Genomic DNA, 14,659 nt, shown 5'->3' on the forward strand with positions numbered 1-14,659 from the left:
GAGCAGTCATGGGATGCCGTGGTGGCGATCGAGTCACGCACCATCAGACCCGGCGCCGCCTCACCGTCGAGCGCCAGCGCAGGACGTCGGCAGGCGACGCCGTCGTCACCACCTAGGTTGGGTTCATGCCGCATCACGACATCGTCATCATCGGGACCGGGTCGGGGAACTCGCTGGTCACGCCGGAGCTCGAGGGTCTGGACATCGCGATCATCGAGGAGGGGCGCTTCGGTGGGACCTGTCTGAACGTCGGCTGCATCCCGACCAAGATGTTCGTGCTGCCCGCGGACCGCGTGGTCGAGGCGGCCGACGCCGCGCGCCTGGGTGTCACGTTCGGCGAGCCGACCGTGGACTGGCCCGCGATCCGGGACCGGATCTTCGGTCGCATCGACCCGATCGCCGACGGCGGTGAGGCCTACCGGCGCTCGCAGGACTTCGTGACCCTGTACGACCAGAACGCCACGTTCGTGCGGGAGCGGACGCTGCGACTCGCCGACGGCACCGAGATCAGCGGCGAGACTGTCGTGGTCGCAGCAGGCTCGCGCGCCGCCGTCCTCCCGGAGGTACCCGGACTCGAGCGGCTCGATCCTGACAACGGCCTCCACAGCTCCGACACGATCATGCGGCTCGAGACGCTGCCGCCCCGGATGCTCGTCCTCGGCGGTGGCTACGTCGCGTGCGAGATGGCGCACGTGTTCGCAGCCTTCGGTGTTGCGCTCACGCAGGTCCAGCGTTCGGACGTGCTGCTGACCCATGAGGAGCGTTCTGTCTCCCAGGCCGTCACCGAAGCGGCCCGACGGCGGTTCGACCTTCGCACCTCCACCCACCTTCGCGAGGCCGAGCGCGTGGGTGATGTCTGGCGGGTCACGGTCGAGGACGAGGCCGGTCAGACCGAGGTCCTCGAGGCCGAGGTGATCCTGCTCGCCGTCGGGCGGGTCGCCAACGGTGACCGCCTCGACGCGCAGAAGGGTGGCATGCAGGTCGACGCCGGCGGCTTCGTGGTGGTCGACGACCAGCAGCGCACCACCGCGCCCGGCACCTGGGCGCTCGGGGACGTCTGCTCGCCGTGGCAGCTCAAGCACGTCGCCAACCACGAGGCGCGGGTGGTGGCGCACAACCTCGCGGTCGCGCTCGGCAAGATCGATGCCGCCCCGCAGACCAGCGACCACCGGTTCGTGCCGCACGCCGTCTTCGGGCACCCGCAGGTCGCGTCCTTCGGGCCGACCGCCCCGCAGCTCGACGCCGCGGGGATCTCCTACGTCACGAAGACCCAGCGCTATGGCGACATCGCCTACGGCTGGGCGCTGGAGGACCAGGAAGGGTTCCTGACGGTGCATGCGACGCCGGAGGGCCAGATCCTGGCCGCGGCCTGCGTCGGCACCATGGCCTCGACGGTGATCCAGCCGCTGATCCAGGGCGCGAGCTTCGGGCAGCACGTGCTGGACATCGCGCGGGGGCAGTACTGGATCCACCCGGCGCTCGCCGAGGTGGTGGAGAACGCGCTGCTCGGCCTCGAGGTGTCGGCGCCGGCTGGTACCACTGGACCGTGAGCGACCGCCCCGACGTGCCCGAGGAGATCCTCGACCGGCTCGAGCAGATCATGTCCGGCTTCCCGAAGGCTCGGCGCGAGGATGCGTGGGTCGGGCAACGCTGGCGCGTGGGCACCAGCACGATCGCGCACGTCTTCGGCGGCGAGGACCAGCAGTTTCGGATCATGTTCCACGGCGAGCCTGATGAGGTCGCCGCGTTCGAGCACCTCGGCCACCCCTACTTCCGCGCGGGTTGGGGCGCGAACGTCATCGGGATGATCGTCGACGACGCGACCGATTGGCAGGAGCTCACCGAGCTGCTGACCGACTCCTACCGGGTGCAGGCCCCGGCCACCCTCGCAGCCCAGCTCAGCTCCTAGCAGGTGGCAGGGGTGGTCAACCGGCCACGGGCGGCGGCGGCACCCCCGCGGGACAGTGCACGGGCGATGCGACCGGCATCGATCCCGAACTCGCGGAACATCCCGCTCATCGGGTTGCTGAAGCCGATGAGGTGCAGCCTGGGCGCGGCCGGTGCGGTGCGAGCGCCGTGGACGAGCGGTTCTCCACGCCCGTCGAGAACGCCGAGGTGCCCCACCAGTGGCTCGAGCCCGCGCCCGTAGCCGGTCGCGACCACGACGGCGTCGGGGGTGATGCGACTGGAGTCGGCGAGCGCCACCTCCCGACCGTCGAAACCGGCGACCGCTGCGACCGGTTCGACGTCGCCTGCCCGCAGCGCGGCGACCAGGCCGACATCGAGGATCGGGATCGCGCCCGCCCGCCCGCGGGTGAACAGACCGCCGACAGGGCGTGGCCATCCCGATGCGCTCAGATCGGGGACAGCGAGCCGGCGAACGGGTTCGGCGATGGCGTCGGCCGCCGGGGTGGGGACGTAGCGCATCGCCACCGAGATCAGCTGCGTGGGGACCCCGAGCATCGAGCGGGGCATCAGGTACGGCGGCCGGCGCACCGCGAGCCGTACTCGCCGCGCCCCGGACTCGGCCAGGTCCACCGCGATCTCCGCGCCGCTGTTCCCAGCCCCCACGACGAGCACGTCACGATCCGCGTAGGCAGCGCCGGACCGGTAGTCGCGAGAGTGCGTCACGGAGCCCGTGAATCCGCCCTGCCCGGGCCAGTCCGGGATCCTCGGGACCGCGTTGTAGCCGGTAGCGACCACCACGGCTCCCGCCTCGAGATCGCCCTGCGGGGAGCGCAGCACCCAGCCGCGCCCGCCCGGGTCAGGGTCTACCCGCCGGACCTCGACGCCGCTACGGACCTCCAGATCGTGGTGAGCCGCGTACTCCTCGAGGTAGCGCACGACGTCGTCACGGGCGGGCCAGCGACCGACCCGTCTCGGGAAGGGCAGTCCCGGGAGGCCTGAGAGCCATCGTGCCGTGTGCAGGTGCAGCCGGTCGTAGTGCGCCCGCCAGCTCGTCCCCACCCCCTCGCCGCGCTCCAGCACCACGGGCGCGAGCCCTGCAGCGCTGAGCGCCGCAGCCGCGGCGAGCCCCGCCGGACCACCACCGATCACGGCGACCGGGAAGCGCCGTCGCACCCTGTCCACGAGCCGCACGGTACTCCGCGAGGCGGGGTCGCGGACCGGTACGGCGCTGCGGACGAGCCGCCGTCAGCGACCGGTTCAGGCGGGCGCGACGCCGCCGGGCAACGGCGTGGCGTGCTGCGGCACGGTCTCGGCCGGCAGCGGCGGCGCGGGCGGCGTGCCGTCGCCCCATGGCCGGCCGCCGAGCGACTCGCGCCCGTGCGGCTCCAACCAGCCCGCCAGATCAGGACCGGCCGGGACGATCCCGCTCGGGTTCACGTCGGTGTGGACCTCGTAGTAGTGCGACTTGATCTGCTCGAAGTCGACCGTGTCACCGAAACCGGGTGTCGTGAACAGGTCCCGCGCGTACGCCCACAGCACAGGCATCTCGATCAGCTTGTTCCGGTTGCACTTGAAGTGCCCGTGGTAGACGGGATCGAACCTGACCAGCGTGGTGAACAGCCGCACGTCGGCCTCGGTGATGGTCTCGCCCATCAGGTAGCGGCGTGTGCTCAGGTGCTCCTCGAGCCAGTCGAGCGCAGTGAACAACCGCTCGAACGCGGAGTCGTACGCCTCCTGCGAGCCGGCGAAGCCGCACCGGTACACACCGTTGTTCACCTCCGTGTAGATCCGCTGCATCACCGGCTCCATCTCCTCGCGCAGCGCCTCGGGGTAGAGGTCGGGTGCGCCGTCGCGGTGGAAGTCCTTCCACTCGCCGGACAGGTCGAGCGTGATCTGCGCGAAGTCGTTGGTCACCACGGCGCCGGTCGGGACATCCACGATCGCGGGCACGGTGATGCCCTTCAGGTACCCCGGCACGCGGCGGTAGTAGGCCTCGGCGAGCCAGTGGATGCCCAGCACCGGGTCCTGCTCGCCCTCGTCGAGGTCGAACGTCCAGGACCGCATGTCGTGGGTCGGTCCGCACATCCCCAGCGAGATCGCGCCCTCGAGCCCCAGCAGCCGCCGCACGATGATCGTGCGGTTGGCCCACGGGCACGCACGTGCGACCACGAGGCGGTACCGGTCGGGCTCCACCGGCCAGCCGTCACCGCCGTCGCGCGTGATCCGTGACTCGATGTAGGAGGTGTCGCGCGAGTACTCCTGGCCGGGCAATACGTAGCTGTTCTCCACGCCTGCAGGTTACGACCCTCGGTGGCGATGCGGGTGGGGAGTCGGCAGACTGGGGGTGTGAGCCTTCCGCTGATCCCCGCCCCGACCGTTCTCACCCTCGCCGACGGTGAGCAGTACCGGGTGCCGGAGGACGGTGAGCTCGTCGTCTCCGGCGGCTTCGGTGAGGTCGGTGAGGACGCGTCCTACACGCTCTCGGTCACCGCTGAGCGGGGCATCGAGTTCACCGCCAACCAGAGCGCCGGGGCCCAGGCCGCGAGCGCCACCGCGATGCAGCTGCTCGAGCTGTCCGTCGACGGCGTGGTGCCGGCGCTGGAGATCATCGACGCCCCGCGCTACCCGTGGCGCGGACTGATGATCGACATCTCCCGCCACTTCTTCGGCCCCGACACGTTGCGCAAGGTCATCGACCTCGCGGCGCGGTACAAGCTCAACGTGCTGCACCTGCACCTGACCGACGACCAGGGCTGGCGTCTGGAGGTGCCGGCCCGCCCCGAGCTGATCGAGCGCTCCAGCTCCTCGGAGGTCGGCGGCGGACCGGGCGGGTTCCTCAGCGTGGCCGACCTCGCCGAGGTCACGTCCTACGCCGCCGAGCAGGGGATCACCGTGGTCGGCGAGATCGATCTCCCTGGTCACACCGCCGCCGCGCTGCACGCTGTGCCTGGCCTCAACAGCGACGGCGAGGCTCGCGAGATCTACACCGGCATCGACGTGGGCCACTCCACGCTGCGGCTCGAGCTCGCCGAGACCGAGGGCTTCCTCGCTGACGTCATCGGTGCTCTGGTCGAGCAGACGCCCGGCGACTTCCTGCACGTCGGGGGCGACGAGGTGAGGCTGCTGACGCCGGAGGAGTACACCGCGTTCGTCCGGCATGTCGAGGCACTGGTGCTCGGGCTCGGCAAGCGCCCGGTGTTCTGGCAGGAGGCGGCGCCGGCCCTGCAGGACAGACGGTCCGTGCTGCAGTGGTGGGACTCCAACGCCGACCCGGCGGAGGTGATCGCGGCCGCCCGGCGTGGCCACCAGATCATCCTCAGTCCCGGCAACCGCACCTATCTCGACATGAAGTACGACGCCAGCTCCCCGCTCGGCCAGACCTGGGCCGGCCTGGTCGACGTCCGCGACTCCTACGACTGGGACCCGGCGACCGTGATCCCGGACCTCCCGCCCGAGTCGATCCTCGGCGTCGAGGCCGCGCTGTGGACCGAGACGATCGAGACCGAGGACGACCTGTTCTCGATGCTGCTGCCGCGCCTCGTCGCCGTGGCCGAGGTCGCGTGGTCGGCACCCGACGTGCGGGACTGGGAGGCGTTCGCCGAGGACCTGCCGGCGCACGTCCCGCTGTGGGAGTCGCGAGGGCTTGCTCACACCGAGCGCCCGCTTCCTGGACGCTGAGGCGCTGGGCGAACGGGCGAGCGTGCCCGATGCCCTAGCCTGCTGCGCGTGACTTCAGCAGATCTCCACCACGGCCACGCTCTCGTCGATCTCAACGACGGCACCACCATCCCCCAGCTCGGCTACGGGGTGTGGCGAGTGCCCGACGACGAGGCGCAGCCCGCCGTCGAGGAGGCGCTACGTGTCGGCTACCGCCTGATCGACACCGCAGCGATCTACGGCAACGAGCGTGGCGTCGGTCGCGCGATCGCAGGGTCCGGGCTGGCGCGTGAGGATGTCTACCTCACCACCAAGCTGTGGAACGCCGATCAGGGCTACGACACGACCCTGCGCGCCTACGAGGCCTCGCTCGAGCGGCTCGCGGTCGAGAAGGTCGACCTGTACCTGATCCACTGGGCGGCGCCGCCGCTCGAGAAATTCGTGGACACCTGGAAGGCGCTCGTCCACCTGCACGAGCAGGGTGCGGTCGGCTCGATCGGGGTCTCCAACTTCCACGGTCCGCACCTGCAGCAGATCATCGATGCCACCGGCGTCACGCCGGTGCTCAACCAGGTCGAGTGCCACCCGTACCTCCAGATCGAGCGGCTGCGCGCCTGGAACGCCGCCCACCAGATCGCGACGCAGGCCTGGTCACCGCTGGGCGCCGGGAAGGGCCTGCTCGAGGACCCGGTCCTGCTCCAGATCGCCGAGCGGCGCGACGCCACGCCCGCGCAGGTCGTGCTGGCCTGGCACATCGCCCAGGGCAACATCGTCATCCCCAAGTCTGTGACGCCGTCGCGCATGGCGGAGAACTGGGCTGCGCTCGGGGTGCACCTCGAGCCCGAGGACATCGACGCGATCGAGGGGCTCGAGCGCGGCGAGCGCACCGGTGGCGACCCGGACGTGGCCGACTTCGCCCAGCCGACCCCGGAGTGACGGCGGAGCCGACAGCCATGACCTGACCGGCCCGGCTCCGGCTGGGCTGGACTACACCCAGGTCGGCAGCAGCATGTGGAGCCGCCAGAACCAGTAGGGGACCCACTGGTTGGTCCAGATCGGCCAGAAGAAGGCCGACACCAGCACGGCAGCGACCACCACGGCGGTGGCGGCCCAGATGCCGGGCCGCCGCTCCCGCAGCGGCAGTGCGCGCGATCCGATCAGCTCGCCCAGGCCGTAGGTCAGCGCGAGCACCACGAACGGCACGAACGCGACCGTGTAGAACGTGAAGATCGTGCGGTGGGCATAGGCGAACCACGGCAGGTAGCCACCCGCGTAGCCCGCGAGGATGGCCCAGGCACGCCAGTCGCGGCGCCGTACCGCTGCCCAGATCACCAGCAGCAGCGCCAGGGCCGCGCCCCACCAGATCACCGGGTTGCCGACCGAGAGGATCGCGCCGGCGCAGCGATCGGCGCCGCAGGTCTGCCAGGCGCCGTCGGCCTCCTCGACCGAGCGCCAGGCGAACGAGGTGGGACGCCACTGGATCAGCCAGCCGATCGGGTGCGACTGGTAGGTGTGCTCGGTCGTGAGGTTGTTGTGGAAGTCCCACATCCTCAGGTGGTACTCCCACCAGGAGTTCAGCCAGTCCGGCATCCAGGGCCGCTCGGGGACCTCCGCCTGTGCGTTGGTGGTGGCCGCCCACTGCCGCATGTACGAGTCGGGGTTGCGCCACCAGGGCAACCAGGTGAGCACGTAGGTGGCGGCGGCCACGGGGATCATCGCCAGGAACGCGGGGACACCGTCGCGCAGCGCGCCTGCGCCCACCCAGTAGCGCACCCCCACGGCGCGTCGCGCGCTGATCGTCCAGGCGACCACCGCCAGCCCGAACGCTGCGGCGAAGTAGAGGCCCGACCACTTCACGCCGCACGCGAGCCCCAGCGCGACGCCGGCCACCAGCAGCCACGGGCGCGGACCGACGCGAGGCCCCCACGGATCTCGGTAGGTGCCCTCCTCGTCGAGCTCGGCGGCAGCGCGAGCGGCCAGCCGCCGTCGATACTGCTCACGATCGAGCAGGATCGCGCCGAACGCCACCAGCGCCCAGAAGGCCAGGAAGATGTCGAGGATCGAGATCCGGGACATCACGAGGTGGTTGCCGTCGATCGCGAGCAGCAGGCCGGCGGTCGCGCCGAGCACGGTCGAGGCGAACAACCGGCGCGCGATCCGGATCAGCAGCAGCACCATCAGGGTGCCGGCCACCGCAGCGCCGAGCCGCCAGGACACCGGGTCGTTCGGACCGAGCAGCTTCAGGCCGGCCACGATCATCCACTTGCCGACGCTGGGGTGGACGATGTAGTCCGCCTCGTCCGAGAGCATCGAGTAGTCACCCGCGGCGAACCGCTCGTTCGGCTGCTCCTCGTTCTCCTCGATCCAGTCGCCCTCGTAGCCGAGCGCCAGCAGCGAGTACGCCTGCTTGACGTAGTACGTCTCGTCGAACACGATCCGGCCCGGGCGGCCGAGGTACAGCAGCCGCAGGGCGGCGGCCACGCCCGTGATCAGCAGCGTCACGATCCACGAGGTCAGCCGCGACCCGGGGATCGGCCGCACCAGCCGGGAGAGCAGGTCGGACTCGATCACCTCCCGGCTGCGCCCCGCCACCGCGACCGCCGGCGCCGACCAGCGGGTGCGCAGCTCGCTCCAGCTCTGACCCTTGATCGAGTGCCGCACCGGGAGCGGAGGCTTGGTTCTCGACGGCGGAGCCTCGGGTTCTGCGGGCTCGCTCACCGTGGGCGGGGGTTCGTCCGACCTGTCGGCCGCGTCAGGCCCCTCCACGATCTGGGGTGCCCACGCCTCGTCGTCGGCGGACGCGTGCGCGTCGTCGTCGGCTCCCCTCACGGCGTCGAGTGTAGGTGTGCTCGGTGTGGGGCTCAGCCGCCTCGGGCACCCTGCCCGGCCGCTCCTGTCGCCGAGTTCGTTCCACATCGTCCAGTTCGTTGGGAGTACCAAACGAACTCGGCGATCTGCAACGAACTCGGCGGGTGTGAGTGCGCAGGTGCTGGCACACGCCGTCGGGCACGACGAAGCCCCCGGCACGGGTGCCGAGGGCTTCGAACGAGTGGCTCAGCGGAGCCAGGGGTTCTTGCGGACGATGCTCTGGTTCGCCCACCACTTGCCGAGTCCCCACGTGTCGCCCGCGAGGGTGACGGCGGCGATCAGGAGGAGGAGGGCTTCCACCCAGTGCGAGTCGAGCACCGGGTTGGTGCCGCCAGCGATCCACGGCAGCGCCACCACGTACATGAAGGCCATGAGGAGCGTGCCACCGATGGCGGCGATGCGGATGCCGGCTCCGACGATCATCGCGACGCCGATGCCCAGCAGGCCGATCATGAAGATGAAGTCACCGACCGGGTTGGCGAAGACGGACTGGAAGAAGCCGGCGAGAGGCTGCGCCGGGTCCAGGTTGTTGAGGTAACCCTGGGCCGGGGTGCCGCCGTTGATCCAGGCGCGCTCAGCGGGGGTGCCGAAGCCCAGACCGAAGGTCTTGTCGAGGAAGGGCCAGAGGAAGAAGAAGCCGATGACGATGCGAGCGACTGCGAGCACCTTGCGTGCGAGCGGGCTCGTGACGATCGACTCCTGGGTGACGACCGCGCGGGCGGCGGTCGGGGCCTGAGTTGCGTGGTCGCGGGTGGTGGTCATTGCTCTGTCCTAGCGGAGTAGGGATGGTGGTCGAGCGGTGTCTTGGTTGATCGCTCATGAGAATTCTTTCGGCTGCACACCCCCGGTTTCAGGGACCGAGGTCCTGACTTTCGAGGCACTGCCTAGGACAGAGGTCCCGAGGTCGGCGGGTGCTGGCAGACTCGGCCCGTGCCATCCACTGGGGTTGTCGTGCTCGCCGGGACTCCGATCGGCGATGCCGAGGACGCCCCGCCGCGGCTGCTGCGGCTGCTGGCCGAGGCCGATGTCGTCGCCGCCGAGGACACCCGCCGCCTTCGTGCGCTCGCGACCAGGCTCGGCGTGAGCATCGGGGGCCGGGTCGTCAGCTACCACGAGCACAACGAGGCCGCCCGTGCCGCCGAGCTCGTCGAGGCCGCCGAGGGTGGTGCCACCGTGCTCGTCGTGACCGATGCCGGCATGCCGGGCGTCTCGGACCCGGGTTATCGGGTGGTGCGCGCCGCGATCGAGGGCGGGATCCGGGCGACGGCGGTACCCGGCCCGAGCGCCGTGCTCGCCGCGCTCGCGCTCTCGGGGTTGCCCACCGACCGGTTCTGCTTCGAGGGTTTCCTCCCTCGCAAGGCTGGGGAGCGCCGTCGAGCACTGCAGGACCTGGCCGCCGAGCAGCGCACGATGGTGTTCTTCGAGGCGACCCACCGGATCGCCGACACCTTGACGGCGATGGCGGCGGCGTTCGGCGAGGACCGGGAGGCTGCGGTCTGCCGCGAGCTGACCAAAACCTACGAGGAGGTCAAGCGCGGTGGCCTCGCCTCTCTGGCCGAGTGGGCAGCCGACGGCGTGCGAGGCGAGATCACCGTCGTCGTGGCCGGTGTGGTGCCGGTGGCTGCGGAGGCAGCCGACCACGTGGCGGAGGTGCTCGCGCTGGTCGAGGCCGGCACCCGGCTGAAGGACGCGGCCGGTGAGGTGGCCGAACGCACCGGCGTGAGCCGTCGCGAGCTCTACGAGGGCGCACTCGCGGCCAGAAGAGCAGGCGCGGGTTATCGTGACCCGACGTCGCGCAAGGAGGGCACCTGATGGCGGTCGACCGCAAGTTCCTCGGCACCGTGGCCACGATCGTCGGTACGGCCGGTCCGGTCGTGACGAAGTATCTGAAGGATCACCCCGAGATCCTGCACAGCGTGCAGGAGGCGGTGACCAAGCTGGTCGCGAAGCGCACCAGGGGGCCGGCCGGGATGCTCGAGACGATCGCGGTGCTGCGCGAGCAGGTCTCCTACATCCGCACGAGCGCCGACGACGAGCACGAGACCCAGCGCGCGGTCGAGTGGTCGCGCCGGCTGGACAACCTGGAGCGCGCCACCCACCTGTTGCGCGACGGCGGCTCCAGGCGCGAGAAGAATGCCGTGCGCGAGAAGCTGATCGCGCTGCGTGGGGAGATCCTCGCGGGCTTCATCGCCGAGAAGGCCGACGACGCGAGGACCCCCACGATCGAGCGCTGAGGCATGGGGAGTGCTCCCCGTGGACGCGTGGCTGCGACGTCGCTGACCGCCAGTAGTCTCCGCGAATGATCATCTGGCGTGGCTTCGGGTTCCTTGCCGTTCTCATCGTGGCAGTAGGGGCACTGATCGGTTTCGGGTTGAGCTCCCTGGTAGCACCTGAGGGAGAGGTGAACGGGCCGCTCGTCGGCCTCGGCCTCCTCATCGGCGCGGCCGGCACGTTCGCGGCCGGCTGGTGGCTGAACGTCATCAATCCCGAGAAGAAGACGCAGCAGTGGGTCGCGCAGCGCCGCGCGGAGCTGCAGTTCGCGGTCGCCAACGGCCAGTTCCAGGCCTCGCCCGGTATCGCTCCCTCCTCGCAGGCCGAGGCGCAGGGCCAGGCGGAGGCGATGCTGGCCCACGAGTCCGCTGTGATCGGCAAGCGGCTCCGCAACATCCACACCCTGTTCTGGATCCCGATGCAGTGGATCGGCGTGGTCGTGGCGCTCGTCGCCGTGGTGGTGACGTTCCTGCTGATGTCCTAGGCCGACCGCTCCAGCACCACACCGGCTGAGCGCATCTCGGCGCGTGCGGTCTCGCCCTGCGCGGGTGAGACCGGCACTGTCAGGTCGGTGAGGACGCGCGTGCGCAGGCCGAGTCCAGCGGCATCGAGCGCTGTCTGCTTGACGCAGTGCGACTCGGCGATCCCGACGACGTCCACGCTCTCGATCCCCCGTGCCGCCAGCAGCTCCGCGAGCGAGCGGCCTGCGACGTCGACGCCCTCGAACCCCGAGTACGCGGCCTCGTAGCGGCCCTTCTTGACCGAGTGGTCGGGAGCGAGGTCCGCGAGCGCCGGGTGCAGCTCGGCCTCGTCGGTGCCCGCCACCCCGTGCGGGGGCCAGGTGTCGACGAAGTCCGGCGCCTCGCTGAAGTGAGCGCCCGGGTCGATGTGCCAGTCCTGCGTGGTGACGACCGCGTCGTAGCCGCCACGGTGCGTGGCCGCGTAGGCCGCCACCGCCACGGCGACGGCGTTGCCTCCCTCGACCGCGAGCGCGCCACCTTCGCAGAAGGTGGGCTGCACGTCGACGACGATCAGTGCCCGATGCGTGGCTGCCATGTCTCCACTCTGCCATCGCACGAGTAGCCTCGGGACCCATGGAGTTCCGCCGGATCAACGGCCTGCCGCCGTACGTGTTCACGATCATCGACGGCCTCAAGCTCGAGGCCCGCCGAGCCGGTCGCGACGTCGTCGACCTCGGCTTCGGCAACCCGGACCTGCCGAGCCCGGAGATCGCCGTCGAGAAGCTCGCGGAGGCTGCCCGCAACACGCGGAACCACCGGTACTCCTCGTCCCGGGGGATCCCGAACCTGCGGCTCGCGGTCGCGAACCACTACCAGCGCCGGTTCGGCGTCACGCTCGACCCCGACCACGAGATCATCTCGACGATCGGCGCCAAGGAGGGCTTCAGCCACCTGATGTGGGTGCTGCTCAGCGCCGGCGACGCCGCGATCGTGCCCACCCCGAGCTACCCGATCCACATCTGGGGGCCGTACTTCGCCGGTGCGGACGCCCGACAGGTCCCGATCGGTGACGGCAGCGACGGTGCCGAGTACATCGATCGCGTGATGGAGGCGTGGGAGCTGGGCTGGCCGAAGCCGCGCGTGGTGGTGCTGAGCTTCCCGCACAACCCGACCACCGCCACCGTGGAGCTCGCCGACCTGCAGCGCCTGGTCGACTGGGCGCGCGAGCGGGACGTCGCACTCGTGCACGACCTCGCGTATGCCGACATGTGCTTCGACGGCTGGCAGCCGCCGTCGATCATGCAGTGCGAGGGCGCGCGGGAGGTGGCGGTCGAGCTCTACTCGATGACCAAGTCGTTCTCGATGGCCGGCTGGCGGGTCGCCTTCATGGTGGGGCGCCGCGATGTCATCAAGGCGCTCACGCAGCTGAAGTCCTACCTCGACTACGGCACCTTCCAGCCGATCCAGATCGCTGCCACGGTCACGCTCAACGAGGCGGTCGACTACCCGGCCGAGCTGTCGGCGATCTACGAGTCCCGCCGCGACACCCTCTACGACGGACTGCAGCGCATCGGCTGGGACATCCTCAAGCCCAAGGGCACGATGTTCGCGTGGGCGCGGATCCCCGAGGCCTACGACGAGATGGACTCGATCGAGTTCGCCACGCACCTGGTCAACGAGTGCGACGTAGCGGTCTCGCCGGGCGTCGGGTTCGGCCCGGGCGGCGAGCGGCACGTCCGGTTCGCGCTGATCGAGAACGAGCAGCGGATAGCGCAGGCCGTGCGCAACCTCAAGCGCGGCCTCACCCGGCTCGCATGACCCCGCCCGAGGTCGCTGCCCTGCGGCCGCGCACGATCGGGTGCCGCACGTTCGACTTCGCCCGCCGCACCGCGGTGATGGCGGTGGTCAACCGGACCCCCGACTCGTTCTTCGACAAGGGCGCCACCTTCGCGCTCGAGGCCGCGGTCGCGCAGGCGCAGCGCGCCGTTGCCGACGGCGCCGACTGGGTCGACGTGGGCGGCATCCCGTTCTCGCCCGACACCCCGGACGTGTCCGTGGCCGAGGAGATCGACCGCGTGCTCCCGCTGGTGCAGGGGATCCGGGCGATCTCGGACGTGGTGATCTCGGTGGACACCTATCGGCCCGAGGTCGCCCAGGCCGTGCTCGACGGCGGCGCCGACGTCATCAACGACGTGATGGGTCTGCGGGTGCCCGGGCTGGGCGAGGTGGTGGCCGAGGCACGAGCGACGGTCGTCGTGGCGCACTCGCTCGGGGAGCCCCACCGGCACCACCGCCGCCCGCAGTACGACGACGTGGTGACCGACGTGGTCGGCTACCTGAGGGATCGGGTCGCGCACGCGCGCTCGCTGGGCATCGCCGAGGACCGGATCGTCATCGACCCCGGGCACGACCTCAACAAGAACACCATGCACACGCTGGAGATCACCCGCCGGTTGGGTGAGGTCGCGGCGATCGGGCTGCCGATGCTCGTGGCGCTGTCGAACAAGGACTTCGTGGGCGAGAGCATCGACCGGCCGCAGGGCGAGCGACTGCACGGCACGCTCGCGGCCACGGCCCTGTGCGTGGCGGCGGGGGCGCGGATCGTCCGGGCGCATCAGGTGCGCGAGACCGTGGACGCGGTGCGGATGACCGAGGCCGTGCTGGGTCTGCGCGAGCCCGCGTACCTCAAGCACAACATCGACGCCGACCCGCTCTGATGTTCGACGACGCCGCGCTGCTCGCGCACTACGCCCTGCCGGACCGGTCTGCGCCGCACCTGCGCGTGAACTTCGTCTCGAGCCTCGACGGCGCGGCGTGGCGCGACGGCCGCTCGAGCGGCCTCAACGACGAGTGGGACCAGCAGGTGTTCGCGGTGCTGCGGCGGCTCGCCGACGTCGTCATGGTCGGCGCGGGCACGATCCGGGTCGAGGGTTACGTCGGGCCGCTGCTCGACGCGCCCGCGCAACGGTGGCGCGTCGAGAACGGGCTGCCGGCGCACCCGCCGCTGGCGATCGTGTCGCACTCGCTGGACCTCGACCCGGCGAGCGCGCTCTTCACCAGCGCACCGGTGCGGCCGCTGGTCATCACCCACCACGCGGCACCACGCGAGCGTCATGCCGCGCTGGCGGAGGTCGCCGACCTCGTGGTCCACGGCGAGGACGCCGTCGACCTGGTGGCGGTGCGGGCCGAGCTGGCCGAACGCGGGCTCCGGCAGGTGCTCTGCGAGGGCGGGCCGAGGCTCTTCGGATCGTTGATCGCGCTCGAGGCCGTGGACGAGCTGTGCCTGACGATCAGCCCGGTGCTGGAGTCGGGCGCGGCGTCCCGGATCGCGCGCGGCCCGCAGCACACCGTGCCGATGCGGCTGGCGCACGCACTGCCGGGCGGTCCGATGCTGTTCCTGCGGTACCTGCGCGCCTGAGCGGTGACCCAGACTCGTTGCCAGATCGCGCTGTGAACGCTCACACGGACGATTGACCGCATCTGGCCACGAGATC

At 70.8% G+C, this 14,659-nt stretch carries 15 protein-coding genes; 10 read left to right on the forward strand and 5 right to left on the reverse strand.

Annotated elements, in window-relative coordinates:
* The first annotated feature begins 125 nt into the window (after window positions 1-125).
* Together GPA03_RS09250 and GPA03_RS09255 are read left to right on the forward strand one after the other, a co-directional pair.
* A complete protein-coding gene (locus tag GPA03_RS09250) occupies window positions 126-1,550 on the forward strand; it encodes a mycothione reductase (RefSeq protein ID WP_156251696.1) in 1,425 nt (474 codons plus the stop codon).
* Window positions 1,547-1,909 carry an MmcQ/YjbR family DNA-binding protein gene (locus GPA03_RS09255; RefSeq protein WP_156251697.1) on the forward strand — a complete coding sequence of 121 codons (363 nt, stop codon included), beginning with the start codon at window positions 1,547-1,549 and terminating at the stop codon, window positions 1,907-1,909. Before GPA03_RS09250 ends, GPA03_RS09255 begins: the two co-directional genes overlap by 4 nt.
* Here GPA03_RS09255 and GPA03_RS09260 read toward each other — a convergent pair.
* Window positions 1,906-3,090 carry a flavin-containing monooxygenase gene (locus GPA03_RS09260; RefSeq protein ID WP_206673500.1) on the reverse strand — a complete coding sequence of 395 codons (1,185 nt, stop codon included), beginning with the start codon at window positions 3,088-3,090 and terminating at the stop codon, window positions 1,906-1,908. The two genes, GPA03_RS09255 and GPA03_RS09260, sit on opposite strands and share 4 nt — an antisense overlap.
* A gap of 75 nt (window positions 3,091-3,165) precedes the next feature.
* Window positions 3,166-4,197, reverse strand: coding sequence for a glutathione S-transferase family protein (locus GPA03_RS09265; RefSeq protein WP_156251699.1), 1,032 nt, complete (start codon window positions 4,195-4,197; stop codon window positions 3,166-3,168).
* 57 nt (window positions 4,198-4,254) lie between these two features.
* Here GPA03_RS09265 and GPA03_RS09270 point away from each other — a divergent pair, with 57 nt between their 5' ends.
* On the forward strand, window positions 4,255-5,586 hold the full coding sequence (locus GPA03_RS09270) for a family 20 glycosylhydrolase (protein ID WP_162458316.1): 1,332 nt from the start codon (window positions 4,255-4,257) through the stop codon (window positions 5,584-5,586).
* Between the two features lie 48 nt (window positions 5,587-5,634).
* Complete coding sequence (locus GPA03_RS09275; RefSeq protein ID WP_156251701.1) at window positions 5,635-6,501, forward strand: aldo/keto reductase; 867 nt, start codon at window positions 5,635-5,637, stop codon at window positions 6,499-6,501.
* A 51-nt stretch (window positions 6,502-6,552) separates the two neighbouring features.
* On the opposite strand, the gene GPA03_RS09280 is transcribed toward GPA03_RS09275, so the two are convergent.
* Window positions 6,553-8,394, reverse strand: a complete 1,842-nt coding sequence (locus GPA03_RS09280) for a dolichyl-phosphate-mannose--protein mannosyltransferase (protein WP_156251702.1) — start codon at window positions 8,392-8,394, stop codon at window positions 6,553-6,555.
* A 225-nt stretch (window positions 8,395-8,619) separates the two neighbouring features.
* Entirely contained in the window at window positions 8,620-9,195 is a 576-nt protein-coding gene (locus tag GPA03_RS09285; protein ID WP_206673501.1) for a DoxX family protein, read from the reverse strand.
* Window positions 9,196-9,363: 168 nt separating this feature from the next.
* Here GPA03_RS09285 and rsmI point away from each other — a divergent pair, with 168 nt between their 5' ends.
* From rsmI to GPA03_RS09300, 3 genes are all read left to right on the forward strand, one after another.
* Complete coding sequence (gene rsmI, locus GPA03_RS09290) at window positions 9,364-10,245, forward strand: 16S rRNA (cytidine(1402)-2'-O)-methyltransferase (protein ID WP_156251703.1); 882 nt, start codon at window positions 9,364-9,366, stop codon at window positions 10,243-10,245.
* Window positions 10,245-10,667, forward strand: coding sequence for a hypothetical protein (locus GPA03_RS09295; protein ID WP_156251704.1), 423 nt, complete (start codon window positions 10,245-10,247; stop codon window positions 10,665-10,667). The genes rsmI and GPA03_RS09295 overlap by 1 nt, the downstream gene beginning before the upstream one ends.
* 65 nt (window positions 10,668-10,732) lie before the next feature.
* Entirely contained in the window at window positions 10,733-11,188 is a 456-nt protein-coding gene (locus GPA03_RS09300) for a hypothetical protein (RefSeq protein WP_156251705.1), read from the forward strand.
* On the opposite strand, the gene GPA03_RS09305 is transcribed toward GPA03_RS09300, so the two are convergent.
* Window positions 11,185-11,760 (reverse strand): isochorismatase family protein, encoded by a 576-nt coding sequence (locus tag GPA03_RS09305; RefSeq protein WP_156251706.1) that lies wholly within the window; start codon window positions 11,758-11,760, stop codon window positions 11,185-11,187. The genes GPA03_RS09300 and GPA03_RS09305 overlap by 4 nt on opposite strands.
* Window positions 11,761-11,798: 38 nt before the next feature.
* Here GPA03_RS09305 and GPA03_RS09310 point away from each other — a divergent pair, with 38 nt between their 5' ends.
* The 3 genes from GPA03_RS09310 to GPA03_RS09320 are packed head-to-tail and all read left to right on the forward strand — an operon-like array spanning window position 11,799 to window position 14,583.
* Window positions 11,799-12,983 carry an aminotransferase class I/II-fold pyridoxal phosphate-dependent enzyme gene (locus tag GPA03_RS09310; protein WP_156251707.1) on the forward strand — a complete coding sequence of 395 codons (1,185 nt, stop codon included), beginning with the start codon at window positions 11,799-11,801 and terminating at the stop codon, window positions 12,981-12,983.
* On the forward strand, window positions 12,980-13,882 hold the full coding sequence (folP, locus tag GPA03_RS09315; RefSeq protein ID WP_156251708.1) for a dihydropteroate synthase: 903 nt from the start codon (window positions 12,980-12,982) through the stop codon (window positions 13,880-13,882). Before GPA03_RS09310 ends, folP begins: the two co-directional genes overlap by 4 nt.
* On the forward strand, window positions 13,882-14,583 hold the full coding sequence (locus GPA03_RS09320; RefSeq protein ID WP_156251709.1) for a pyrimidine reductase family protein: 702 nt from the start codon (window positions 13,882-13,884) through the stop codon (window positions 14,581-14,583). Before folP ends, GPA03_RS09320 begins: the two co-directional genes overlap by 1 nt.
* Window positions 14,584-14,659 lie beyond the last annotated feature (76 nt).

Origin of the sequence: Pseudactinotalea terrae, assembly GCF_009733845.1 — a bacterium.
Taxonomy (GTDB): Bacteria; Actinomycetota; Actinomycetes; order Actinomycetales; family Beutenbergiaceae; genus Pseudactinotalea; species Pseudactinotalea terrae.